This window comes from Variovorax sp. GW823-FHT04B03, assembly GCF_058796495.1.
This window is the reverse complement of sequence record NZ_JBXAIT010000007.1, coordinates 120,700-143,237: the sequence shown is the minus strand read 5'-3', so window position 1 is coordinate 143,237 and position 22,538 is coordinate 120,700. Positions and strand designations below refer to the sequence as shown.

The 22,538-nt window shown below is 69.6% G+C and carries 18 protein-coding genes and 1 pseudogene; 11 read left to right on the top strand and 8 right to left on the bottom strand.

Annotated features, from left to right (window positions below; genetic code table 11):
* Nucleotides 1-40: 40 nt before the first annotated feature.
* Complete coding sequence (locus AC1RAD_RS27525; RefSeq protein WP_492738230.1) at nt 41-1,099, top strand: ROK family protein; 1,059 nt, start codon at nt 41-43, stop codon at nt 1,097-1,099.
* 10 nt (nt 1,100-1,109) lie between these two features.
* Here AC1RAD_RS27525 and AC1RAD_RS27520 read toward each other — a convergent pair whose 3' ends face one another.
* The 4 genes from AC1RAD_RS27520 to AC1RAD_RS27505 all read right to left on the bottom strand — a co-directional run bounded on the left by AC1RAD_RS27520 (nt 1,110) and on the right by AC1RAD_RS27505 (nt 6,634).
* Nucleotides 1,110-2,873: an Ig-like domain-containing protein gene (locus AC1RAD_RS27520; RefSeq protein ID WP_492738228.1), complete on the bottom strand. Its 1,764-nt coding sequence runs from the start codon at nt 2,871-2,873 to the stop codon at nt 1,110-1,112.
* 538 nt (nt 2,874-3,411) lie between these two features.
* Nucleotides 3,412-4,791 (bottom strand): phospholipase D-like domain-containing protein, encoded by a 1,380-nt coding sequence (locus AC1RAD_RS27515; protein ID WP_095744593.1) that lies wholly within the window; start codon nt 4,789-4,791, stop codon nt 3,412-3,414.
* A 25-nt stretch (nt 4,792-4,816) separates the two neighbouring features.
* The gene (locus AC1RAD_RS27510; protein ID WP_492738226.1) at nt 4,817-5,485 is read right to left on the bottom strand and encodes a glutathione S-transferase family protein; all 669 of its coding nucleotides are present in this window, start codon (nt 5,483-5,485) and stop codon (nt 4,817-4,819) included.
* Nucleotides 5,486-5,512: 27 nt separating this feature from the next.
* The gene (locus AC1RAD_RS27505; protein WP_062470629.1) at nt 5,513-6,634 is read right to left on the bottom strand and encodes a 5-methyltetrahydropteroyltriglutamate--homocysteine S-methyltransferase; all 1,122 of its coding nucleotides are present in this window, start codon (nt 6,632-6,634) and stop codon (nt 5,513-5,515) included.
* A 145-nt stretch (nt 6,635-6,779) separates the two neighbouring features.
* Here AC1RAD_RS27505 and AC1RAD_RS27500 point away from each other — a divergent pair, with 145 nt between their 5' ends.
* From AC1RAD_RS27500 to AC1RAD_RS27455, 10 genes are all read left to right on the top strand, one after another.
* Nucleotides 6,780-7,889 carry an aromatic ring-hydroxylating dioxygenase subunit alpha gene (locus AC1RAD_RS27500; protein WP_492738224.1) on the top strand — a complete coding sequence of 370 codons (1,110 nt, stop codon included), beginning with the start codon at nt 6,780-6,782 and terminating at the stop codon, nt 7,887-7,889.
* The gene (locus AC1RAD_RS27495; protein ID WP_492738223.1) at nt 7,889-8,662 is read left to right on the top strand and encodes a GntR family transcriptional regulator; all 774 of its coding nucleotides are present in this window, start codon (nt 7,889-7,891) and stop codon (nt 8,660-8,662) included. Before AC1RAD_RS27500 ends, AC1RAD_RS27495 begins: the two co-directional genes overlap by 1 nt.
* A gap of 45 nt (nt 8,663-8,707) precedes the next feature.
* A complete protein-coding gene (locus AC1RAD_RS27490) occupies nt 8,708-9,697 on the top strand; it encodes a PDR/VanB family oxidoreductase (protein ID WP_492738221.1) in 990 nt (329 codons plus the stop codon).
* Nucleotides 9,698-9,852: 155 nt separating this feature from the next.
* The gene (locus tag AC1RAD_RS27485) at nt 9,853-11,037 is read left to right on the top strand and encodes an ABC transporter substrate-binding protein (RefSeq protein ID WP_070059658.1); all 1,185 of its coding nucleotides are present in this window, start codon (nt 9,853-9,855) and stop codon (nt 11,035-11,037) included.
* Nucleotides 11,038-11,369: 332 nt separating this feature from the next.
* Nucleotides 11,370-12,242 (top strand): branched-chain amino acid ABC transporter permease, encoded by an 873-nt coding sequence (locus tag AC1RAD_RS27480; protein ID WP_056582994.1) that lies wholly within the window; start codon nt 11,370-11,372, stop codon nt 12,240-12,242.
* 1 nt (nt 12,243) lies between these two features.
* Entirely contained in the window at nt 12,244-13,230 is a 987-nt protein-coding gene (locus AC1RAD_RS27475) for a branched-chain amino acid ABC transporter permease (RefSeq protein ID WP_369644033.1), read from the top strand.
* On the top strand, nt 13,227-13,991 hold the full coding sequence (locus AC1RAD_RS27470) for an ABC transporter ATP-binding protein (protein WP_062470612.1): 765 nt from the start codon (nt 13,227-13,229) through the stop codon (nt 13,989-13,991). Before AC1RAD_RS27475 ends, AC1RAD_RS27470 begins: the two co-directional genes overlap by 4 nt.
* Nucleotides 13,984-14,691 (top strand): ABC transporter ATP-binding protein, encoded by a 708-nt coding sequence (locus tag AC1RAD_RS27465; protein WP_492738219.1) that lies wholly within the window; start codon nt 13,984-13,986, stop codon nt 14,689-14,691. Before AC1RAD_RS27470 ends, AC1RAD_RS27465 begins: the two co-directional genes overlap by 8 nt.
* Nucleotides 14,692-14,730: 39 nt before the next feature.
* Entirely contained in the window at nt 14,731-16,434 is a 1,704-nt protein-coding gene (locus tag AC1RAD_RS27460) for a tannase/feruloyl esterase family alpha/beta hydrolase (RefSeq protein ID WP_492738217.1), read from the top strand.
* Between the two features lie 123 nt (nt 16,435-16,557).
* Nucleotides 16,558-16,857 carry a putative quinol monooxygenase gene (locus AC1RAD_RS27455; RefSeq protein WP_492738215.1) on the top strand — a complete coding sequence of 100 codons (300 nt, stop codon included), beginning with the start codon at nt 16,558-16,560 and terminating at the stop codon, nt 16,855-16,857.
* 10 nt (nt 16,858-16,867) lie between these two features.
* Here the strand turns inward: AC1RAD_RS27455 and AC1RAD_RS27450 are convergent, their stop codons facing one another.
* The 4 genes and pseudogenes from AC1RAD_RS27450 to AC1RAD_RS27435 form a co-directional block, all read right to left on the bottom strand.
* Nucleotides 16,868-19,240, bottom strand: a complete 2,373-nt coding sequence (locus AC1RAD_RS27450; protein ID WP_492738213.1) for a TonB-dependent siderophore receptor — start codon at nt 19,238-19,240, stop codon at nt 16,868-16,870.
* A 153-nt stretch (nt 19,241-19,393) separates the two neighbouring features.
* On the bottom strand, nt 19,394-20,731 hold the full coding sequence (locus tag AC1RAD_RS27445) for a sigma-70 family RNA polymerase sigma factor (RefSeq protein WP_492738211.1): 1,338 nt from the start codon (nt 20,729-20,731) through the stop codon (nt 19,394-19,396).
* Nucleotides 20,732-20,861: 130 nt separating this feature from the next.
* Complete coding sequence (locus AC1RAD_RS27440) at nt 20,862-21,590, bottom strand: DsbA family protein (RefSeq protein WP_492738209.1); 729 nt, start codon at nt 21,588-21,590, stop codon at nt 20,862-20,864.
* Nucleotides 21,584-22,477 (bottom strand): annotated as a pseudogene (locus AC1RAD_RS27435) (MBL fold metallo-hydrolase); the annotation flags it as partial. The pseudogene AC1RAD_RS27435 and the gene AC1RAD_RS27440, both read right to left, overlap by 7 nt.
* Nucleotides 22,478-22,538: the final 61 nt, after the last annotated feature.

The window sequence follows — 22,538 nt, the reverse complement described above, 5'->3', positions numbered from 1 at the left end:
CCGATGCGCCACGGGCGCGCAGCGGCCCATAGTGGCCGTCATGAAAAAAACCAGGCACGCGCCCCCCGGTCCCGACATCCACGGCCTGCGCGAGCTGCCCGGCCTGCGCGTGGACGGCTACAGCCTGCAGCTGCGCGACAAGGACGGCTTCGTCGGCGACCAGGCCAGCCAGACGGCGTTTCGCGAACTGCTCGAGCGCTGGCGCAAGCGGCGCCGCAAGACCGGCCGCGACCCGCTGGGCGCGGCCCATTCGCGCGACCTGAGCAAGAAGCAGCTCGACCGCGCGCTGCAGGGAAAGACCGCCACAGCCGCCGGCGACGTGATGCACGGCGCCATCGAGGAGTTCGCGGAAGAGCTGGCCTTCGTGGTCCAGCGCTTCGTGCGCCAGCCCTCGTGGCGCAAGGTGCAGCGCATCGTGGTTGGCGGCGGCTTTCCCGAGAGCGACGTGGGCGAGCGCGCGATCCTGGAGGCGGGCGCGATGCTCGAAGACCTGGGCGTGCACGTGCAGCTGGGCCGGCTGTCGCACAACGTGGATGACGGCGGGCTGATCGGCTGGGCGCACCTGACGCCGCCGCCGCTGCTGAAGGGGCACGACGCCATCCTGGCGGTGGACATCGGCGGCACCAACGTGCGCTGCGGCATCGTGAAGACGCGCCACCGCAAGGCGTCCGACTTCTCGCGCGCGAAAGTGGTCAAGCGCGAGAAGTGGCGCCACGCCGACGACGGCCCGAACCGCAGCCACATGGTCGAACGCATCGCCGACATGCTCGAGGACATGGTCATCTACGCCGAGCGCCGCAAGATCCGGCTCGCGCCCTTCATCGGCATCGGCTGCCCGGGGCTGATCCGCGCCGATGGCTCGATCGCGCGCGGCGCGCAGAACCTGCCGGGCGACTGGGAGAGCCGCGCCTTCCACCTGCCGGCCGCGCTGTGGCGGCGGCTGCCGATCATCGGCTCGGGCGCGACGCTGGTGCTCATGCACAACGACGCGGTGGTGCAGGGCCTGAGCGAGCTGCCCTTCATGCGCGACGTGCGCCACTGGGGCGTGCTGACCATCGGCACCGGGCTGGGCAACGCCAGCTTCACCAACCGGCGTTGAGCGCTACCTCTTACAGGTCTTCGGGCCGCAGCTCTGTGCCGACGCGCGCAGTGGCCGAGGTGGTGGCGACGTTGCCCGCCGCATCGGTGGCGCGCAGCTCGATGTTCGCCAGGCCGGCGCGCGCGGGCATCCAGCTGCAGGCGTAAGGCGCGGCGCGCAGCGCGCAGACGGTCTTGCCGTCGACGATGAAGGCCAGTTCGGCCACGCCGACATCGTCGGTCGCGCTGCCCGACAGCCGCACCGGCAGGCCGGCGGCCGACGAGGCCATGGACGGCACGTTCAGCGTGACGGTCGGCGCGGTGGTGTCGGCGGGCGCGCGCACGATCACCTGCGCCGACGCGACCTCGGCATTGCCCGCGGCATCGATGGCGATCACGCGGACGACCTGCACGCCCGGCGCGGTCGGCGTCCACTGGCAGGTGTAGGGCGGGGCGGTGAAGGTGCAGATCGGCAGGCTGTCGGTGCCGATCACCTTCACGCCGAACACGCCGACGTTGTCGACCGCCACGGGCGCCAGCGCCACGGGTTGGCCCACGGTCGCCATCGCGGGCGCGGCCAGCGAGACGGCCGGCTTCTGGCTGTCGGGCACACCCAGCGGCAGGTCGATGGTGAAGGCCGCCTGCCCCTGCACCGCCTTCTGCTCGAAGGCGTCGAAGATGGTGAACCAGGTCGCGCCCGGTGCGCGGCCTGCGGCCTGGGCCTTCACGAGCAACGTGGTCTTGCCGATGGCGAAGCAGCTGAAGCCGCAGCGCCAGTCGAAGACGAAGCGGCCGTCGGCGTTGGTCGTGCCCTGCGCGATCGGCTCCAGCGGCTTGCCGGCGCCCGGGTCGCGCCACACCGAGACGGGCGCGCCGGCCAGCGCGGCGCCGCTCTCGCGCTCGGTCACGCGCACCTGCGTGGCGGTGGTCGTGGCCATGAACTTCGAGCTGCCGAGCTTGGGCCAGTCGCGCCAGTCGGTGTTGATCTGCGCCTTGGTGCCTTCGGTGAAACGGATCAGGCCGAGCGTGGCGACGCGGTTGGCGGCCGGGTCGTAGCGCTGCTCGAACACGGTGCCCAACAGCGGGTCGAGGCGCCAGTGCTGGCGCGTCCACCAGTAGCGGTCGGTGTGCTTCACCAGGGCCAGTTCGCTGGCGGGCGCGGTCTCGGTGGTGTCGGCGACGGCGATGGCGTTGTAGTACTCGCCCGAGCCGGCGCCGAACACGTGCTCCAGCTCGTGCAGCAAGGTCTTGAGCTGGCGGCCGAGGTAGTCTTTTTCGGTGGATTCGGGCGCGGCCGGCGTGATGGCGCGCGACAGGCGCAGCGGGTCGTGGATGGCGGTCCAGTTCAGGTTCCAGGTCACGCCGGTGGGCGGGAAGGTGGTGCTGGTGGTCAGGCCGCCGTGGCTGTAGCCGCGCTTCGAGGGGCCGACGCACAGCACGATCTCGCCGCCCGCCACGCCGCTGAAGCCGCAGGGCGGCGCCGCGCCGGGCGCGACGATCTGCAGGTCTTTCGCAGGGTCGAAGGTGAAGCTGCGCACGGTCTCGCGCTGGAACACGGTGTTGAGGTCGGCGACGTACTGCGCGAGCCGGCGGCCGGCCTCGGGCGCGCCGATGTCGGCCGCCAGTTGCGGGTCGATGAAGAAGCGCAGGCGGTGCACGCTCGGCGTGGCGCGGCCGACTTCGTTCAGGGCCGCCCAGGCGGGAGCGGCGGACAACGGCAGCAGCAGGGCCAAAACGACAGGCAAGGCTGCGCCCAGCCGGCGCGCGAGCGCCAGCAGCGAATCAATGAAAGGCATCGATTTTTCTCCCCGTGCTCAGGGGAATCCGGCAGTGATCGACAACAAAGGGGATCGCTTGGAGCCGCGCGAAGGTGTCGCCCGGCGCCCAGCGCTCAAACCCCGCCGCGACCGCCTTTGCCGGTCACGCTCCTGCATCGCATCGAGGTCGCCGAAGGCGATACGCCCTGACGGGCGCCGATGCTTCTGAAGTGCGGGGGACTACTGGTTGCTCATTCAGTGCAGAGGGCGGGCGTACCGCTCAGTCCTCCCCACGATGTGGCAACAATCAGTGAACCTTTATCTTAATTTCTGGGCTCGTAGGAAGGGAACTGGCCTCGCTGTAGTGGTGCCTGTTATTTGGGCACTTTCTCACGGCAACGGCGGTACGAATGGCGCTTCGGTGGGCCCCATGAGGCCGGGCCGGAGCGGGCTGCCCCGCGATGCAGGGGGCCCCGGAAGAACGGTCATCCACCGGAACCGGTGGCGATTCTAGTGTGATTGTTCAATTGGTTGCAATTGTGTTGCATTCGTGCATCTTGGGCGATGCGCCGCCTGTCTACAGCTGGAAGGCGACGGTCAGCAGCAGCCCTTCGGCCACGTCGCGCAGCAGCCCCGGGCGCCGCGCGCGGTAGGGCTCGCCGGCCGAGGCGGTGGTCTCGATCCATTCGGCCAGCCATTCGATGTCGTCGTGGCCGTAGAACACCACCGCCGCCTCGTGGTTCAGCAGCAGGCTGCGCAGGTCGAGGTTGATCGAGCCGCACATCGCCAGTTCGTCGTCGACCACCACGGCCTTGGCGTGGGCCATGAAGGGCAGCATGCGAAAGCTCACGCCGGCGCGCGCCAGGTCGCGCATGGCGCGTGCGCGCACGAAGTCGGCCAGCCGGTGGTTCGACTGCGCGGGCATCGCGATGGTCACCTGCACGCCGCGCCGCGCGGCGAGGCGCAGCGCGTCGCGCAGGCCGTCGCCGGGCACGAAGTAGGGCGTGATCGCGAGGATGCGGTGCTCGGCGCGAAAGCAGGCGTCGATGAGCAGCGCATGCGCCGTGTCCTCGGTCTGGTCGGGGCCGCTCGGCAGGAACTGGGCCATCGCGCAGCCGGGGCCCGCGGGCACGTCGGCGGCGGTGATGGCGCGTGCCTTGCGCCCGCGCACCGAGCTCCAGTCGTGGTCGAACTGGCGCGCGGCGGCGGCGGCCACGCTGCCCTGCAGGTCGAAGGACAGGTCGTGCCAGGCTTCGGGGTGCTTGTCGTTGCCGGAGAAGTACTCGCCCGCGAGGTTGCGCCCGCCCGACCACAGCCAGCGGTCGTCGGCGATGGTGAGCTTGCGGTGGTTGCGCAGGTTGCGCGGCCCGATGCGGCGCAGGCTGAAGAAGGGGCGGAACACCGCCACCTCGCCGCCGGCCGCGCGCAGCCGGTCGAAGTGATGGCGCGGCAGCGAGAGCGCACCGAAGCCGTCGAGCAGCACGCGCACCTTGACGCCCTCGCGCGCGCGCTGCGCGAGCCGCGCCAGCACGGCGTGGCCGAGCGCGTCGTCGCCGATGATGAAGGTGCACACGTCCAGGCGCTGGCGCGCACCGTCGATCACCTCGAACAGCGCCTCGCGCGCGGCCTCGCCGTCCGCGTGCATGCGGATCGCGCAGCGCCCGGGCGGCGCCAGGCCGAAGCTCTCGATCAGGTCGGCCGCCCAGTGGCCCGGCGGCAGCGAACGCGGCGGCCGGGGCGCACCAGCCGGGCGCAGCTTGCGCTGGCCGAACAGCAGGTACATCGGCAGGATCACGTACGGCATGAGCACCAGCCCCATGACCCACGCGATGGCGGTGGTGGGGGCGCGCTGCTCGCGGCGCGTGCGCGTGGTCAGCACATAGACCAGCAACGCGAAAGTGACGACAAGAAAATGCTGCGAAGGGGAGGGCAGCCAGTCGAAGAGGGTGTCCGGCATGGGCGGGTGATGCCTCGGTGCCCGCTCAGCGCTGCAGGAAGGCCGGCACGCCGCGCCCTTGCGAAGCCAGGAACCGCATCATCGGATCGACCACAGCGCGCACCGCGGGCCGCGCGCCCACGCGCTCGCGCCAGGCCACGAGGCGCGGCGTGGCCCCGGTCATGCCGGCGCCCTTGCGGTCGGCGAACACATGCGCCATGTAGAAGGCGATGTCGGCGAAGGAGTAAGGGCCGGCCAGGTATTCGCGCGTGGCGAGCAGGCCTTCCATCTCTTCGTAGAAGCGCGCGCAGCCGGCACATGCGGCCACGGCCGGCGCGCTCTGCATGGCGTCCTGCAAGCCGAAGAGCTTGATGACGTTGGGGAAGAACACCTCGTCCGACTTCTGCTCCAGCTGCCGCGCGCGGGCCCGGTCGGCGATGCCTTCGGGCCACAGCGCGGGCTGCGGGTAGCGGTCTTCGAGGTACTCGAAGATCTGCGTCGAGTCGAACAGTGCCACCTCGTCGTCGACCAGCACCGGCACCTGCTGCTTCACCGGGTTCACGCGCAGCACCTCGGGGTGCTTGGGCTCGTAGGCGTCGTCGGTGGTGAACGGCACCATGATGAGCTCGAAAGTGATGCCTTTTTCGTACGCGGCGATCTGTACCTTCGCGCCGAACATGCTGAGGGGGCCGGAGTAAATCTGCGTCGTCGTCATGCCCCCGACTTCAACAGAAAGCGCGCGTCAGGTCGAGCCCCAGACTTCCTGCGCGGTTTCGACGACAAGGCGCAGCTTGTTGCGCTGTGCTTCGACGGCGATGTTGTTGCCGTGCACCGTGCTGGAGAAGCCGCACTGCGGCGACAACGCGAGCTGGTCGAGCGAGGCGTACTTGCTGGCGTCCTCGATGCGGCGCTTGAGCTCGTCCTTGTCTTCCATCTCGCCGAACTTGGTGGTCACGAGGCCGAGCACCACGGTCTTGCCCTTGGGCAGGTAGCGCAGCGGCTTGAAGTCGCCCGAGCGGGCGTCGTCGTACTCCATGAAGTAGGCGTCGAGGTCCATCTCTTTCAGCAGCGCCTCGGCCACCGGCTCGTAGTTGCCGGCCGCGGCGTGCGTGCTCTTGAAGTTGCCGCGGCACAGGTGCATGGCCAGCAGCATGCCCGGCGGCTTCTGCGCCACCACCTTGTTGATGAACGCGGCATAGCGGTGCGGCAGCTCGTTCGGGTCGTCGCCGCGCTTGCGGGCGGCTTCGCGCATGTGTTCGTCGCACAGGTAGGCGAGGTTGGTGTCGTCCATCTGCACGTAGGTGCAGCCGGCGGCGGCCAGCGAGCGCAGCTCGTCGCCATAGGCCTTGGCCACGTCGTCGTAGAACACCGGGTCGAGCTCGGGGTACGCGTCCTTGCTGATGCCGGCGCGCCCGCCGCGAAAGTGCAGCATCGTCGGCGAGGGGATGGTCACCTTCGGCGTGCGGCCGGCCGAGACCTGGCTCTTCAGGTACTGGAAGTCGGCGAGCTGGATGTCCTTCACGTGGCGCACCTTGTCGATCACGCGCATCGCGGGCGGCGCCAGTTCCTCGGTGCCGTCGGGGCGACGGATGGTGACCGGAATGTCGGTCTTCACGCCGCCGAGCTGGTCGAGGAAGTCGATGTGGAAGTAGGTGCGGCGGAACTCGCCGTCGGTGATGCTTTTCAGGCCGATGTCTTCCTGGAAGCGGACGATCTCGGTGATGGCCTTGTCTTCGACCTCGCGCAGTTGCTCGGGCGTGATCTGGCCCTTGGCTTTCTGCTCGCGCGCTTCGAGCAGGTACTGCGGGCGCAGGAAGCTGCCCACGTGGTCGTAGCGGGCGGGCAGGGCGGCATGCTGGGACATGGAATGAACTCCGTCGTGACTGTGAACGAGCGGAATCCTAGCGCCTTCGGGAAAAGCCTGTTTGTATACGTAGACGTCAGTGTTTACCCCTGAATCAGGGGTTTCATGATGGAATTCTTCGCTGTTCTGTATACATTGCGTATTCATGAAGACGCCCACGACCGCCTTTCCGCTCAACGCCTGGTATGCCGCCGCCTACGACGTCGAAGTGCGTCACGCGCTGCTGCCACGCACCATCTGCAACCAGAAAGTGGTGCTGTTCCGCCGCACCGACGGCCAGGTGGCCGCGCTCGAAGACGCCTGCTGGCACCGGCTGATGCCGCTGTCGCTGGGCCGCCTCGAGGGCGACGAGCTGGTCTGCGGCTACCACGGCCTGGTCTACAACAGCCAGGGCCGCTGCACCCACATGCCGAGCCAGGAGACGCTCAACCCCTCGGCGTGCGTGCGCAGCTTTCCGGTGGTCGAGAAGCACCGCTTCGTGTGGATCTGGCCCGGCGACCCGGCCAAGGCCGACCCGGCGCTGGTGCCCGACATGCACTGGAACGACGACCCGGCCTGGGCCGGCGACGGCAAGATGATCCGCGTCAACTGCGACTACCGCCTCGTGGTCGACAACCTCATGGACCTCACGCACGAGACCTTCGTGCACGGCTCGTCCATCGGCAACCGCGAAGTGGCCGAGGCGCCCTTCGTGGCCACGCACGGCGACCGCTCGGCCACCGTCACGCGCTGGATGGAGAACATCGACGCGCCGCCGTTCTGGGGCAACCAGATCCGTCATGCGCGCGGCTACACGGGCAAGGTCGACCGCTGGCAGATCATCCGTTTCGAAGGCCCGTGCACGGTGAACATCGACGTCGGCGTGGCCGAGGCGGGCAGCGGCGCGGTGCCGTCGAACGACAACGCCGGCGACCGCAGCAAGGGCGTCAACGGCTACGTGCTCAACACCATCACGCCCGAGACCGACAAGACCTGCCTGTACTTCTGGGCCTTTGCGCGCAACTACTGCCTGGGCGAGCAGCGCCTCACGCACGAGCTGCGCGAGGGCGTCTCGGGCATCTTCCGCGAGGACGAGATCGTGCTCGAGGCGCAGCAGAAGGCCATCGACGAGCACCCCGACCACCAGTTCTACAACCTCAACATCGACGCCGGCTCGATGTGGGCGCGCCGCCTCATCGACCGCATGATCGAGAAGGAGCGGCCCGCGCGCGCCGCGATCCCGATCCGTCCCGTCCCAGAGAGCCAGGCCGCGTGATGAAGGTCGCCACCGTCTCTCCCGCCGAGCCCGGCGACAGCGGCAGCTCGCAGGCCGTGAAGGCGCAGCTGCGGCTGCGCGAGATGATCCTCGCGGGCGAGCTGCCCGGCGGCGCGCGCATTGCCGAGGTCGCCATTTCCGAACAGCTCGGCGTGTCGCGCACGCCGGTGCGCAGCGCGCTCATGCGGCTCGAACAGGAAGGCCTGCTCGAAGCCCTGCCCAACGGCGGCTATGCGGTGCGCACCTTTTCCGAACGCGACGTGGCCGACGCCATCGAGCTGCGCGGCACGCTCGAAGGCCTGGTGGCGCGGCTGGCGGCCGAGCGTGGCGCGGCGCCCGTGGTGCTGCGCGAAGCGCGCGCCTGCCTCACGCGCATCGACGAACTGCTGCGCGAGCCTGCGCTCGACGACGCGGCCTTCTCGCGCTACGTGACGCACAACGAGAAATTCCATGCGCTGCTGTGCGAGATGGCGGGCAGCCCCGTCATCGCGCAACAGCTCGAGCGCGTGGTCAACCTGCCGTTCGCCTCGCCCTCGGGCTTCGTCATCGTGCAGGCCAATTCGCCGGCCGCGCGCGACATGCTCGTGATCGCGCAAGACCAGCACCTGCAGGTGCTCGACGCCATCGAGTCCGGCGAGGGCTCGCGCGCCGAAGCGCTGATGCGCGAGCACAGCCGCATCGCGCGGCGCAACCTGCGCGAGGCGCTGCACGGCACGCCGAGCGCCGAACAGTGTCCGCTGCCGGGCGTGCAACTGATCCGCCGTCGCGGCTGATCGACGACTTCTTTTTTTCTTCTCTTTCCCCGCTGGTGTTCCCCGATGAAAAGCGATCTTCAATGGATGCAGGCGCAGGTGGTGGCGCTGCGCGACGTCACGCCCACCGTGCGCGAGTTCACGCTGCGCCCCGACGCCGACTTCGTCGCCGCGCATGAGCCCGGCGCCCACCTGCAGGTGCAGGTGATGACCGAGCAGGGCCGCGTGCAGACGCGCTCCTACTCGCTGGTGGGCGAGGGCGACGGCAGCTGCTGGCGCATCGCCGTCAAGCGGCTGGACGACGGCCGTGGCGGCTCGCGCGCGATGTGGCGGCTGGCCGAGGGCGACCGGCTGCAGGTGAGCGCGCCGCAGAACCACTTTCCGCTCGACCTCGCGGCGCCCGGCTACCTGCTGGTGGCCGGCGGCATCGGCATCACGCCGCTGGTGCTGATGGCACAGCGCCTCGGTGCGCTGGCCCGACGCCGCGGCGTGCCGGTGGCCATGCTGTACGGCGCGCGCCACGCGGGCGAGTTCGGCTACCTCGACACCCTGCGCGACGCGCTGGGCGAGGCCTGCGTGCAGGCGCACGAAGGTGCCGCCCCCATCGACTTCGACGCCGCCATCGCCGCGCTGCCGCCCGGCGGCCAGCTCTACACCTGCGGCCCGGTGCCGATGCTCGAAGCCGTCAAGCGCGCCTGGGCCGCGGCGGGCCGGCCGCTCGCCGACCTGCGCTTCGAAACCTTCGGCAGCAGCGGGCGCCTCGCCACGCAGGCCTTCACCGTGCGCATTCCGCGCCACGACCTGTCGATCACCGTGCCGGCCGACTGCACCCTGCTCGACGCGCTCGATGCGGCCGGCGTGCAGACCCTGTCGGACTGCAAGCGCGGCGAGTGCGGCCTGTGCGCCATGGACGTGCTGGCCGTGGACGGCGAAGTCGACCACCGCGACGTGTTCCTGAGCCCGCACGAGAAGCAGGCGACCACGCGCATCTGCGCCTGCGTGTCACGCGCCGTGGGTACGCTCACGCTCGATTCCGCGTACCGCCCGGACCGTTGAAAACATCGGTTGCGCGATCATCGCGCAACCATTCGACTGATCGCGCAACAAAGACCCGTGCGGCGGGTGGCTAGGTGGTTGCCTGCTCCGTCAATTGTTGCGAATTGTTCAAAATACGCCCGGTTTCGCGTTCCGTCCCTCAAAGGAAAAATTCCATGCAAAGACGCCATCTCATCCAGACCGCCGGCCTTTCGGCGATTGCGCTCGCCACCGCGCTGTCGCTGCCTGTGGCCAGCGCCCAGGACAACAAGTTCAAGATCGGCCTGATCCTGCCGATGACGGGGCAGTCGGCCTCCACCGGCCGCCAGATCGAGGCCGCCGCGCGCCTGTACATGGCACAGAACGGCGACACCGTGGCCGGCAAGAAGGTCGAGCTGATCGTGAAGGACGACACCGGCCTGCCCGACGTGACCAAGCGCCTGGCGCAGGAGCTCATCGTCAACGACAAGGTCAACGTGATCGCCGGCTTCGGCATCACGCCGGCCGCGCTGGCCGCCGCGCCGCTGGCCACGCAGTCGAAGACGCCGCAGGTCGTGATGGCCGCCGCCACCTCGAGCATCACCGAGGCCTCGCCCTACATCGTGCGCAGCAGCTTCACGCTGCCGCAGGTGTCGGTGGTGATGGGCGACTGGGCGCCCAAGAACGGCGTGAAGTCGGTGGTCACGCTGGTCACCGACTACGGCCCCGGCAACGACGCCGAGAAGTTCTTCAGCGACCGCTTCCAGCTCAACGGCGGCAAGGTGCTCGAGAAGCTGCGCGTGCCGCTGCGCAACCCCGACTTCGCGCCGTTCCTGCAGAAGGTGCGCGACGCCAAGCCCGACGCGCTGTTCGTCTTCGTGCCCTCGGGCGCGGGCGCGGCGGTGATGAAGCAGTTCCTGGAGCGCGGCATGGACAAGGCCGGCATCAAGATGATCGCCACCGGCGACGTGACGGACGACGACCAGCTGAACGACATGGGCGACGGCGCGCTGGGCGTGGTCACCTCGCACCACTACTCGGCCGCGCACCCCTCGGCGCTGAACAAGAAGTTCGTCGAGGCCTTCCAGAAAGCCAACCCCAAGATGCGCCCCAACTTCATGGCCGTGGGCGGCTATGACGGCATGCGCGTGATCTACGAAGCCCTGAAGACCACCAAGGGCCAGGGCGGCGGCGAAGCACTGCTGGCAGCCATGAAGGGCCAGGTCTTCGAAAGCCCGCGCGGCCAGGTGCTGATCGATGCGCAGACGCGCGACATCGTGCAGGACGTGTACCTGCGCAAGGTTGAAAAGAAGGACGGGCAGCTCTACAACATCGAGTTCGACGTGCTGAAGGGCGTGAAGGACCCGGGTAAAGCCAAGTAATTTCGCTTCGCCGGTGGGAGCGCTGCTGTTCAGGGCGACGCTCCCGCCGACGGGGCGCCTTGCTCCGCGAATGTCCCCCGGCCTGCGGCCTCCTCCTTGATTTCGCTGCGCAAGGCACCCCATCGACGTGAGCGGGTTCAGAGCGGTTGTTGATCGGCCGCGCACCACCGCCGCGTCCCGTGCGCAGGGCACTGGGTGCTTCCCGCAGCGAAATCAAGGAGGAGGGCGAAGCCCGGGGGACATTCGCGGAGGGAAGTACCCGGTGGCCTGTGCACACACCATGAACAGCATCACCCTGAACGAACGCATCCCGAACGCACGTACCTGAAAACATGCTGACCATTCTTTTCGACGGCATCGCCTACGGCATGCTGCTCTTCGTCCTCGCCGTGGGGCTGGCCGTGACGCTCGGGCTGATGAACTTCATCAACCTCGCGCACGGTGCCTTCGCCATGGCGGGCGGCTACCTCACCGTGTTCGCGATGCAGAAGTTCGGCGTGCCGTTCCTGGCCTGCCTGCCGCTCGCGTTCATCGTCGTCGCGCTGGCCGGCGCGCTGCTGGAGCGCACGCTCTACCGGCCGATGTACGGCAAGCCGCACCTGGACCAGGTGCTGTTTTCCATCGGCCTGGCGTTCATGGCCGTCGCGGCCGTCGACTACTTCGTCGGCTCGTCGCAGCAGAACCTGCAGCTGCCCGAGTGGCTGCGCGGGCGCAGCGAGTTCGGCGACGGCGCGTTCCTGCTGGGCATGGGCCACTACCGCATCTTCATCATCGCCGTGTGCGCCGTGCTCACCGTGGTGCTGCAGCTCATCCTCTCGAAGACGCGCTTCGGCAGCCGCCTGCGCGCCGCCGTCGACGACCCGCGCGTGGCCGCCGGCCTGGGCATCAACGTCAACATCGTGTTCCTGCTGACCTTCGCCGTGGGCTCGGGCCTGGCCGGGTTGGGCGGCGCACTGGGCGCGGAAATCCTCGGGCTCGATCCGACCTTCCCGCTCAAGTACATGATCTATTTCCTCATCGTCGTCTCGGTCGGCGGCACCTCGTCGATCACCGGGCCGCTCGCCGCCGCGCTGCTGCTCGGTATTGCCGACGTGGCCGGCAAGTACTTCATTCCGAAGATGGGCGCGTTCACCGTCTACCTGCTCATGATCCTGATCCTCATGTGGCGGCCCCAGGGCCTGTTCACGCGCAAGGGAGGCCGCTGAGATGAGCGCGCCTGCCTATGAATCGGCCCTGCTGCGCACCGCGCGCTGGCGCCCCTGGGAGTTCGTGGTCTGGGCCGTGGCCTTCGCGCTGCCGCTGGCCATGCCCTCGCATTCGCTGCTGGTCAACGAGATCGCCATCGTCGCGCTGTTCGCGATGTCGCTCGACCTGATCCTCGGCTACACCGGCATCGTGTCGCTCGGCCACGCCGCCTTTTTCGGCTTCGGCGCGTACGCCGCCGCGCTGTTCGCCAAACTCGTCATGCCCGACCCGACCGTCGGCCTCGTGTTCGCCACCGTGCTGTCGGCCGTGCTCGGCCTCGTGGCCAGTGTGACCATCCTGCGCGGCAGCGACCTCACGCGGCTCATGGTCACGCTTGGCACCGCGCTGCTGCTGCTCGAACTGGCCAACAAGCTCGACTGGCTCACCGGCGGCGCCGACGGCCTGCAGGGCGTGGTCATGGGGCCGGTGCTCGGCCTCTTCGAATTCGACCTGTATGGCCGCACGGCCGCCTGGTACTCGCTGGCCGTGATGCTGGTGCTGTTCCTCGTGATGCGCCGCATCGTGCATTCGCCCTTCGGCGCCACGCTCAAGGCCATCCGCGACAACCGGCTGCGCGCCATGGCCATCGGCATCCCGGTGGTGTCGCGGCTCGCCGTGGTCTACACCGTGGCCGCCGGCATCGCGGGCGCCGCGGGCGCGCTGCTGGCGCAGACCACCGGCTTCGCCTCGCTCGACGTGCTGGCCTTCGACCGCTCGGCCGACGTGCTGCTGATGCTGGTCATCGGCGGCGTGGGCTGGCTGTACGGCGGTGTGGCGGGCGCCATCGTCTTCAAGCTGCTGCAGACCTGGCTGTCGTCGGTGACGCCGCAGTACTGGATGTTCTGGATCGGCCTCATCCTCGTGCTGCTGGTGCTCGTGGGACGCGACCGCCTGCTCAAGCCGTGGACATGGTTCGGCACCGCGAAGAAGAAGGGCGGTGCGGCATGACCACCGATACCGTGCTCTCGACCCAAGGCCTCGTGATGCGCTTCGGCGGCATCACCGCCACGAACAACGTCACGATGGAACTGAAGCGTGGCGCACGCCATGCGCTCATCGGCCCGAACGGCGCCGGCAAGACCACGCTGATCAACCTGCTGACCGGCGTGCTCACGCCCACCGAAGGCCGCATCTCGCTGCTCGGCGAAGACATCACCACGCTCGCGCCGCACAAGCGCGTGGCGCGCGGGCTGGTGCGCACCTTCCAGATCAACCAGCTCTTCGACTCGATGACGCCGCTGGAAACGCTGGCGCTCGTGGTGTCGCAGCACAAGGGCATCGGCGCGCAATGGTGGCGCCCGCTGGGTGCGGACAAGCGCATCGCCGAGCGGGCCGGGCAACTGCTGGAGCAGTTCCACCTTGCCGACGTCGCCCAGCAGCAGACGAAATTCATGGCCTACGGCAAACGCCGCCTGCTGGAGATCGCCATTGCGCTGGCTTGCGAGCCGCGCGTGCTGCTGCTCGACGAGCCCGTGGCCGGCGTGCCCGCCGGCGAGCGCGAAGAGCTGCTGCAGACCGTGGCCGCGCTGCCGGCCGACGTGTCGGTGCTGCTCATCGAGCACGACATGGACCTGGTGTTCAGCTTCGCCGACCGCATGACCGTGCTGGTCAACGGCGCGCTGCTGACCGAAGGCGACCCCGAGACGATCGCCAACGACCCGAAGGTCAAAGAGGTCTACCTGGGCCACGGAGAGCATGCCCATGTCTGAACTGCTGCGTATCGAGAACCTGAGCGCCGGCTACGGCGAGGCCGTGGTGCTGCACGATGTGGCCTTCACGCTCGGCGAGGGCCAGACGCTCGCGCTGCTGGGCCGCAACGGCACGGGCAAGACCACGCTCATCAACACGCTGGCCGGCGCCACGCGCCAGCACGGCGGCACCATCGCGCTCGGCGGGCAGGCGGCGCTGCACAAGCTGCAGCCGCACCAGCGCGCGGCGGCCGGCATCGGCTGGGTGCCGCAGGAGCGCAACATCTTCAAGTCGCTCACCGTGCACGAGAACCTCACCGCTGTGGAGCGCCCCGGCCAGTGGAACCCGCAGCGCGTGTACGAGATGTTCCCGCGCCTGGCCGAGCGCAAGACCAACCTGGGCACGCAGCTGTCGGGCGGCGAGCAGCAGATGCTGGCCGTGGGCCGCGCGCTGGTGCTCAACCCGAAGCTGCTGCTGCTCGACGAGCCGCTCGAAGGCCTGGCGCCCATCATCGTGGAGGAGCTGCTGCGCGCCATCCGCCGCATCACGCGTGACGAGGGGCTGGCCGCGATCATCGTGGAGCAGCACCCGCAGGCGATCCTCGCGATCTCCGACCAGGCCGTGGTGCTCGACCACGGGACCATCGTGCACACCGACACCGCGGCGGCGCTGCGCGCGCAGCCGGAGGTGCTCGATCGGCTGCTGGGCGTGGCGCGGTAGCTGCTGGTTAATCACAACGAACTACTAGGAGACAGACAGATGGCGATCCCCCAGACAGTGCTCAGCGGGGGCGCCATGCTGGCGACCGCCGCCTTGCTCGCCGCATGCGGCACGGCCCCGACCGGCCCCACGCGCCTCGGCCTCGGCGCCGCTCCGGCCCAGGCCTGCGCGGCGCTCACCGCGCCGGTGGCGGCCACCGCCATCGGCCTGCCCAGCGGCGCGGCGACGATCGACTCGGCAGCGCTCGTGCCGGCGTCTGCACTGGTCGTGGCCGAGCGCGGCCCCAGCCCCGCGTCGCGCATCACGCCGGCGATGCCCGCGTACTGCAAGGTGCTCGGGCGCATCGCACCGGTCGACGCGAGCGCGCCGCCGATCCTGTTCCAGGTCAACCTGCCGCTCGCATGGAACGGGCGCAGCGTGCAGTACGGCGGCGGGGGCTTCAACGGCACGCTGATCACCGGCCTGGCGCTGGTGCCCGCCGCGCGCTTCGACCTGCCCACGCCGCTGGCGCAGGGCTACGTGACCTACGGCACCGACTCGGGCCACCAGAACGTGCAGGGCCAGCCGCCGCAGGCCTTTGCGCTCAACGACGAGGCGCTCGTGAATTTCGCGCATGCCTCGTACAAGAAGGTGCGCGACGTGGCGGTGGCGCTGACGCAGCGCGCCTACGGCCACGCGCCGCAGAAGCTCTACTTCATGGGCAGCTCCGAAGGCGGGCGCGAGGCGCTCACGATGGCGCAGCGCTATCCGCAGGACTTCGACGGCATCTTCAGCCGCGTGCCGGTGATCAACTGGACCGGGCTGCAGCATGCGGGCACGCGCAACGGCATCGCCACCTTCGGCGAAGGCTGGCTGCGGCCCGCGCAGGTGCAGCTGGTGCACAACGCGGTGCTCGCATCGTGCGACGCGACGGATGGCGTGGCCGACCGCATCGTGTCGAACCCGGCGGCCTGCCTGCAGCGCTTCGATCCGGCCACCCTGCGCTGCGCATCGGGCACGAGCGGCGACAACTGCCTCAACGACGCGCAGGTGCAGGCGGTGCGCACGCTGCGCTCGCCGTGGCGCTCGCCCGTGCCGCTGGCGCATGGCGTCACCGAGTACCCGGGCTGGGGCATCGGCGGCGAAGGCACGCCGGCCTTCGCCTCGATGGGCGGCTGGAACGCGTGGTGGACCGGCTCCGCCGCGCCGACCGTGCCGCCGCAGCCGAGCAACGGCATCGCGTGGTTCTACGGCAGCGGGGCGCTGCAGTATTTCTACGCGCGCAATCCGTCGCTCGACGTGCGCAACTACCGCGCCGAAGACTTCGCGGCGCGCATCGCCACCGTGTCGCAGCTGATGGACTCGACCAACCCCGACCTGAGCGCCTTCCATGCGCGCGGCGGCAAGCTGCTGGTGCTGGAGCACATGGCCGATTACGCCCAGAGCCCGTTCGCCGGCATCCGCTACTACGAGTCGGTGGTGGCACGCATGGGCCGCGAGAACGTGGACCGCTTCATGCGCCTGTACACCGCGCCCGGTGTCGACCATGTGGGCAGCGGCGCACCGGCCAATGTCGACATGCTCGGCGCGCTGGCCGACTGGGTCGAGCGTGGGCGTGCGCCGGCCGGGCTGCAGTTGCTTGAACAGGAAGTGCAGCCGCCGTTCAAGACCACGCGTGCGCGTCCGTTGTGCGAGTGGCCGCTGTGGCCGCGTTACGTGAGCGGGGATGCGTCGCAGGCGGCGAGCTTCCAGTGCAGCCGGTAGCGCTCGCTTGAAGCGGTCGCGATCTTCAAGGGGCGGTTGAAGGAGTTTCGGGGCGAGGGGGCTTTTTCATGTGCGGGTGTCGCCGCAGACTGCAGGCATCCGAACTTCACAACGCACCGACCCATGAGCACCACGCCCCTCGTCAGCATCGCCGTCCTGAAGGCCAAGATCGGCCAGCGCGAGGCGCTGCGCGACGCCTTGAGCGCGCTGGTGGCGCCCACGCGGCAGGAGCCCGGCTGCCTCGACTACACCTTGTTCGAACTGCGCGACGAGCCCGGCAGCTTCTACATGCGCGAGTCGTTCCAGGACCAGGCCGCGCTGGACGCGCACTTCGCCACGTCGCATTTCCAGGCCTTCGAAAAGCGGTTCGACGCGCTGCTGGACGCGCCGATCCGGCTGGTGTTCCTGGAGAAGGTCGCCTAGGCGTTGCGCCTCAGAACTGGTACTTCGCGCTCGCGACCACCGCGCGATCGCTGCCGGGGTAGTACTTGCTGTACGCGCGCGATGCGGCGTACTGGCGGTTGGCCAGGTTCGTGGCGCTCAAGGCGAAGCGCCAGGGCCCGCGCTTATAGTGCACCGTGGCGTCGAGCAGCGCGACGCCGCCTTCGGACGAGGTGTTGCCCACGTCGTTCCAGCGCTTGCCGATGTAGCGCACGCCGCCGCCGAAGCCGAAGCCGCTGGCCATCGTGTAGTCGAGCCAGAGCGAGGCCGTGTTGCGGGGCACCTGGATCGGTGTCTTGCCGCGCTCGGTCTCGTTGGCGCTTTCGCGCACCTTGGTGTCGAGCCAGGTGTAGGAGGCCGTGAGGTTCAGGTCGCGTGCCAGCTCGGCCTTGGCTTCGAGTTCGAGCCCGCGTGAGCGGATGCGGCCGATCTGGCGCGCTTCGAAGGTGTTCTGGTCGTAGGTCACCACGTTGGATTTGCGCAGGTCGAACACGGCCGCGGTGAACAGCGCGCGCGTGCCCTCGGGCTGGAACTTGACGCCGGCCTCCACCTGCTTGCCGCGGCTCGGCCGGAACGGCGTGCTGTTCAGGTCGACACCGCTGGTCGGCATGAAGGATTCGGCGTAGCTGAGGTACGGTGCCCAGCCGTTGCCGACGAGGTAGCTCAGGGCCGCACGGCCGCTGAACTTGTCGTCGGTCTGTGTCGTGCGCTCGCCCTTCAGCCGGTCGTAGGTGGCGGACTTGACGTGGTCCTGTCGTCCACCGAGCGTGAGCAGCCAGTGGGGGCCGAACTTGATCTGGTCCTGTGCGTACACGCCGAGCTGCTCGGTGGTCTGCGTGAAGTTGCTGTCGGGCCGGAACGGTTCCGCCACCGGCAGGCCGTTGACGGGAAAGCGCAGGTCCAGGCTCGGCGCCGGCCCCGAGAACTGCTTGGCCGTGTACCGGACGCGCGACCAGTCGACGCCGAACAGCAGCGTGTGCTCGACGTCGCCGGTGCGCACGCGGCCCTGCAGCTGCGTGTCGGCGGTCCATTGGTTGACCCACTCGGGGGCGAAGCGCGCGGTTCGCCGCAGCGTGTAGCCGTCGGGTGCGAGGTTGACGACCACGTGGTGCTTGTCGGTGTCGAAGCTGAAGTAGCGCGTGTTCTGGCGCACCGTCCAGTCGTCGTTGATGTGGTGTTCGAACAGGTAGCCGAGCGACGATTGCTGCTGCTTGATCCGGCTGTAGTTCGGTTCGCCCTGGATGAGCCCGGTGTCGCGCCCCTTCGCGTCGGTCACGTTGAAGGTGTCGTCGCTGGCATCGCTTTTCAGGAACTCGCCGAGCAGGGTGAACGAGGTGGCGGCCGACGGCTGCCAGCGCAGCGAAGGCGCGAGGTAGCTGCGCTTCACTTCGGCGGGGGCGCCGTTGGGATAGCGCTGCTGGCTGTTGCTGTCCAACTCGACGCCCACGAGGCGGTAGCTCAGCGTGTCGCTCAGGGCGCCGCCCAGGTCCACGGCCAGCTGCTTGCGCTGGAAGCTGCCGTACTGCACTTCGATCTCGCGCGTGGGCGTGCTGCTCGGCATCTTGCTGACGCGGTTGACGATGCCGCCCGCATCGCCCAGCCCGAACATCACCGACGACGGGCCGCGCAGCACCTCGACGCGCTCGACGCCGTAGGGCTCGGTCAGCGAATAGGCCGGCAGCAGCAGGCCGTCGCGGTACATGGCGTTGCCTGCGGTGGCGTCGAAGCCGCGCAGCAGCAGCCAGTCGATGCCGCGTGCGTCGTAGCCCCAGTTGCCGGCGACCACGCCCGGTGCGTAGCGCACGGCTTCCATCACGGTCTGCACGCCGCGCGCTTCGAGTTCTTCGCGGCCGATGACGGAGATCGACTGCGGCACTTCGAGGATCGGCGTGTCGGTCTTGGTGGCGCTCTGGCTGCGCCGGGCGACATAGCCCGGCACCGGGCCCAGGCTGGTTTCGAGTTCGGCGGTGGCGCTCACGGTCACGGCCGGCAGGGTGGCACCGGCGGCGCTTGGCGCTTTCTCGATCACCAGCGTGCTGCCCGCTACGCGGCCGGCCAGCCCGCTGCCCTGGAGCAGTTGCGCGGCGGCGGCCTGCACGCTGAGGCTGGCCTGCACCGGGCGGCCCTGCAGGCCCTGCAGCAGGCCCGGCGCCGCCAGCAGCTGCACGCCGGCCTGGCGCGCAAGCTGGTTCAGTGCCTGGTCCAGCGGCTGGGCGGGGATCGAGAAGGCGATGGCTGCGCCGGCGGCGGGCGGTGTCGCGCTCTGGGCCCAGGCGGTCTGGCTGGCCTGCGTGACCAGGCACAGCACGGCCGCCGCGATCAGGTGGCGCCGGCCGGCGGGGAGAAAAAGGTGGCGGGAGGGCATGCGGTTCTCTCGGTTCAGGTCGGGGTCATGAAAATTCCGGGACGTCCGCAGGGCGGTTGTTCCGGGCTCCATGGACTGATACGACCGAGCGAGCGCAATCCCTCATGCAGATTGCAAGGAAGACAAGACAAGGCCAGCGGGCGGATGCCGGCGTCAGGAGATCGGGCGGCGTTCGATGACCAGGGCGCGTTCCGCCCCGTCGTCTTCGCGCACCCGCACCGGCAGGCTGTTGGGCAGCAGGCGCAGCCAGGTGCCCGCCTCGGCGATGCGCACGCGCCCGAACACCGGGAGTTGCGCGGCCTCGGGCGCCACGCGCAGGGGGCGCGGGCTGTAGCGCGCCAGGCGCTCCACCACCTCGCCGAGCGGCTGGTGATGAAAGTCGAGCCAGCCGTCGCGCCACGGGGCCACGGCGCTGTTCACGGCGTTCGCGGCCGGTTGGGCCGCAGACAGCTGCAGCGCCGTGTCGATGAAGGCGCGGTCGCCCGCGCCGAGCACGCGCGCGTCGCCGCTTGCGCTGCGCACCCGCACCTGGCCCGATTCCACCGCGACGCGCACGCCGCCGTCCTGCAGCGCGACCTCGAAGCGCGTGCCCAGCACCGTGATCTCGTGGCCCAGCGCGCTGACGATGAAGGGGCGCGCCTCGTCGCGCGCCACGTCGAAGAAGGCGCTGCCGGCCAGCAGCCGCACGGTGCGGCGCGTGGCGTAGTACTGGACCTCGGCGCGGCTCGCGGCGTCGAGCGTGAGACGGCTGCCGTCGGGCAGCGCCTGCGCCTGGATGCGTCCGATGGCGGTCGCCAGGGTGGCGCTGTAGCCGGGCATCCACTGGCGCCAGGCCTGCCAGAGCGCGGCGCTGCCGACGCTGAGGCCGCCCACGCCGAGCAGGGCCGACAGCGCGCGGCGCCGCCCGGTGCGCGCCGGCGCCACGTCGCCGCGCCAGCGGTGCAGCGCGGCCTCGACGCTGTCGAGCGCCCGCATCACCTCGCGCTCCACGGTCTTGATCGACACGCCGTGGCGGCGCGCCAGTTCGGCATGGCAGGCGCCGTCGAGCCGGTCGGCCAGGAAGATGTCGCGGCTGCGCGGCGGCAGGGCCCGCAACGCGGCATCCACCGCGTCGAGTGCCTGCCGGTGGGCGACGCCGTCGGCCACGTCCCGTGTGCTGTGGTGGTCGTGTCCCGTCGTCAGCCCGGTGTCGGGGTCGACGGGGGCGGGGCTGAAGCGCTCCGCGCTGCGCTGGCGGCGGCGCAGGTGGTCGATGGCGAGGTTCTCGGCCACGGTGTAGACGTAGGCGCGCACGGCGGCCTCGGGCGGGGCGGGGTCGGCGGGGGTGTCGTCCCGCGCTTGCGCACGTTCGGCCAGCCGGACCCACGTGTCATGCGCCAGCTCCCGCGCCTCGTGCGGGCTGCCGGTGCGGCGCGCGATGAAGCGCACCAGTTCCTGGTAGCTGTCCTGGAAGGCTTTCAGCAGCGGGCTGGAGGAGAGTTGGGCGGACATGGGCTGGGGTGTGGCGCGCGAATCGCAGGAGAATTATTGTCGAGAATAGTTCTCATTTGATGGCGGCATACCCGAATCGGCCCCGTTCTGTGGCGAACGGGGCCACCGCCGGCCCAGACCGGCGATGCGGCTAGATTGCGCAGCCGTCGGGTCCGCAGGCTTCGGATGCCGTTGCAGAAGGCGCCGGCGCGACGAAGGTGGCGAGCTGCGCCTTCCAGTCGTCGGCACGCCCCAGCCACGGCCCGATGTCGATGCGTCCCGCGCTGCCGTCGGCCTGCGCCAGCACGAAGGTCGGAAAGCCCTGGCCGCCCGCGCGCTGCAGCAGGTCGCGGCTCGCGGCGATGTGCCGCGCGGTGGCGTCGCCCGTGTGCTGCTGGAAAGCCGTGGCGAAAGCGTCGGCGTCGAAGCCGAGTTCAACCGCCAGTTTGGCGAGCACGCCGGCCTCCGCGATGCGCCGGCCTTCGACATAGTGGGCCTGCTGCACGCGGTGCGCCATGTCCAGCCCGCCGCCCGCGCGCAGCGATTCGGCGGCGAGGATGGCGGTGATCGGCGGTTCGGAGTCCATCACCGCGCCGGTGTCGCGCAGCAGGCCTTCGAAGTAGGCCTCGCCGAAGGGCTGGCCCGTGAGCTCGGCGATGCGCCTGTCGTGCGGGATCACGTAGTCGCGCCATTGCGGTGTGATGGGGCGGCGGTTGGCGCCGGTCATCATGCCGCCTGCGTGGAGTTCGACGCGCAGGCCCGGCACGGTGCGCGCGGCCTCGACCAGCGGCGCGGCGGCGTAGCACCAGCCGCACAGCGGATCGAAGATGCAGTGCAGGGTGGCGGCGTCGCTGTTGCTGTTGCTGGTTACTGGGGCCACTTCATTTCTCCCTTGATGACCTTGGCGCTCAGCTCAAGCGACGAGGCGTCCTCGAGCTTCGGGTAGCGCTGCTTCATGGCGGCGATCAGCGCAGCCGAGTCCTTGGCTTTCGTTGCTTCGGTCTCGAAGGCCTTCAGGTAGTCGCGCGTGAACTTCACCGACGCCACGGTGTAGGGCGCCGAGCCGTCGGCGTTCGGCAGGTAGTGGCCGGGCACGACGGTCTTGGGGTGCAGCGCGGCGATGCGGTCGAGGGTCTTGAGCCAGTCGCGGCGCGACTGCACGGTCTGCGTGTCGGCCACCCAGACGTGGATGTTGGCCGACACCGGAATGCCGCCGACCACCGCCTTCAGCGAGGGAATCCACGCGAACGTGCGCGCGGGCGAGGGGCCGTCCAGGCCGACGACCTGGATCTTCTTGCCTTCGAGCACGAGGCTGTCGCCGGCCAGCGGCTCGGGCACGACCAGCGCCTGGGGTGCGTTGTCCTTGAGGATCGGGCCCCAGTGCGCGAGCTTGCCGTCCTTGGAGGCCTGGATGGCGGCGACGGTCTGCGGCGTGGCGACGATCTTCGCGTCGGGGAAGGCGGCGCGGATCACGTCCAGGCCGAAGTAGTAGTCGGGGTCGCTGTGGCTGATGTAGACCGTGGTCAGCTTCTTGCCGCTGTCCTTGATCTTCTGCACCAGCGCCTGCGCGTCGTTGCGCTGGAACTGGGCGTCGACCAGCACGGCGTCGGTGGCGCCGGCGACCAGCACCGACGACACGGGGAACATCGACTTCGTGCCGGGGTTGTAGACGTCGATCTTGAGTGGCTGGGCGGCCTGGGCAGCGAGCGGCGCGAGGGCGAAGGCGGCGGAGAGGGCGGCGGCGGCAACGAGGGTTCTGCGGAACATGGCGGTGTCTTTCGGTCGATGGGTTGAGGGTGACAGCGTGAACAGACCGGATGTTAGGTTG

Bases quoted from the DNA above. Each gene is read 5' to 3' on its own strand.
- AC1RAD_RS27525 (WP_492738230.1), top strand. From the start codon at position 41: ATGAAAAAAACCAGGCACGCGCCCCCCGGTCCCGACATCCACGGCCTG.
- AC1RAD_RS27520 (WP_492738228.1), bottom strand. From the start codon at position 2,873: ATGCCTTTCATTGATTCGCTGCTGGCGCTCGCGCGCCGGCTGGGCGCA.
- AC1RAD_RS27515 (WP_095744593.1), bottom strand. From the start codon at position 4,791: ATGCCGGACACCCTCTTCGACTGGCTGCCCTCCCCTTCGCAGCATTTT.
- AC1RAD_RS27510 (WP_492738226.1), bottom strand. From the start codon at position 5,485: ATGACGACGACGCAGATTTACTCCGGCCCCCTCAGCATGTTCGGCGCG.
- AC1RAD_RS27505 (WP_062470629.1), bottom strand. From the start codon at position 6,634: ATGTCCCAGCATGCCGCCCTGCCCGCCCGCTACGACCACGTGGGCAGC.
- AC1RAD_RS27500 (WP_492738224.1), top strand. From the start codon at position 6,780: ATGAAGACGCCCACGACCGCCTTTCCGCTCAACGCCTGGTATGCCGCC.
- AC1RAD_RS27495 (WP_492738223.1), top strand. From the start codon at position 7,889: ATGAAGGTCGCCACCGTCTCTCCCGCCGAGCCCGGCGACAGCGGCAGC.
- AC1RAD_RS27490 (WP_492738221.1), top strand. From the start codon at position 8,708: ATGAAAAGCGATCTTCAATGGATGCAGGCGCAGGTGGTGGCGCTGCGC.
- AC1RAD_RS27485 (WP_070059658.1), top strand. From the start codon at position 9,853: ATGCAAAGACGCCATCTCATCCAGACCGCCGGCCTTTCGGCGATTGCG.
- AC1RAD_RS27480 (WP_056582994.1), top strand. From the start codon at position 11,370: ATGCTGACCATTCTTTTCGACGGCATCGCCTACGGCATGCTGCTCTTC.
- AC1RAD_RS27475 (WP_369644033.1), top strand. From the start codon at position 12,244: ATGAGCGCGCCTGCCTATGAATCGGCCCTGCTGCGCACCGCGCGCTGG.
- AC1RAD_RS27470 (WP_062470612.1), top strand. From the start codon at position 13,227: ATGACCACCGATACCGTGCTCTCGACCCAAGGCCTCGTGATGCGCTTC.
- AC1RAD_RS27465 (WP_492738219.1), top strand. From the start codon at position 13,984: ATGTCTGAACTGCTGCGTATCGAGAACCTGAGCGCCGGCTACGGCGAG.
- AC1RAD_RS27460 (WP_492738217.1), top strand. From the start codon at position 14,731: ATGGCGATCCCCCAGACAGTGCTCAGCGGGGGCGCCATGCTGGCGACC.
- AC1RAD_RS27455 (WP_492738215.1), top strand. From the start codon at position 16,558: ATGAGCACCACGCCCCTCGTCAGCATCGCCGTCCTGAAGGCCAAGATC.
- AC1RAD_RS27450 (WP_492738213.1), bottom strand. From the start codon at position 19,240: ATGCCCTCCCGCCACCTTTTTCTCCCCGCCGGCCGGCGCCACCTGATC.
- AC1RAD_RS27445 (WP_492738211.1), bottom strand. From the start codon at position 20,731: ATGTCCGCCCAACTCTCCTCCAGCCCGCTGCTGAAAGCCTTCCAGGAC.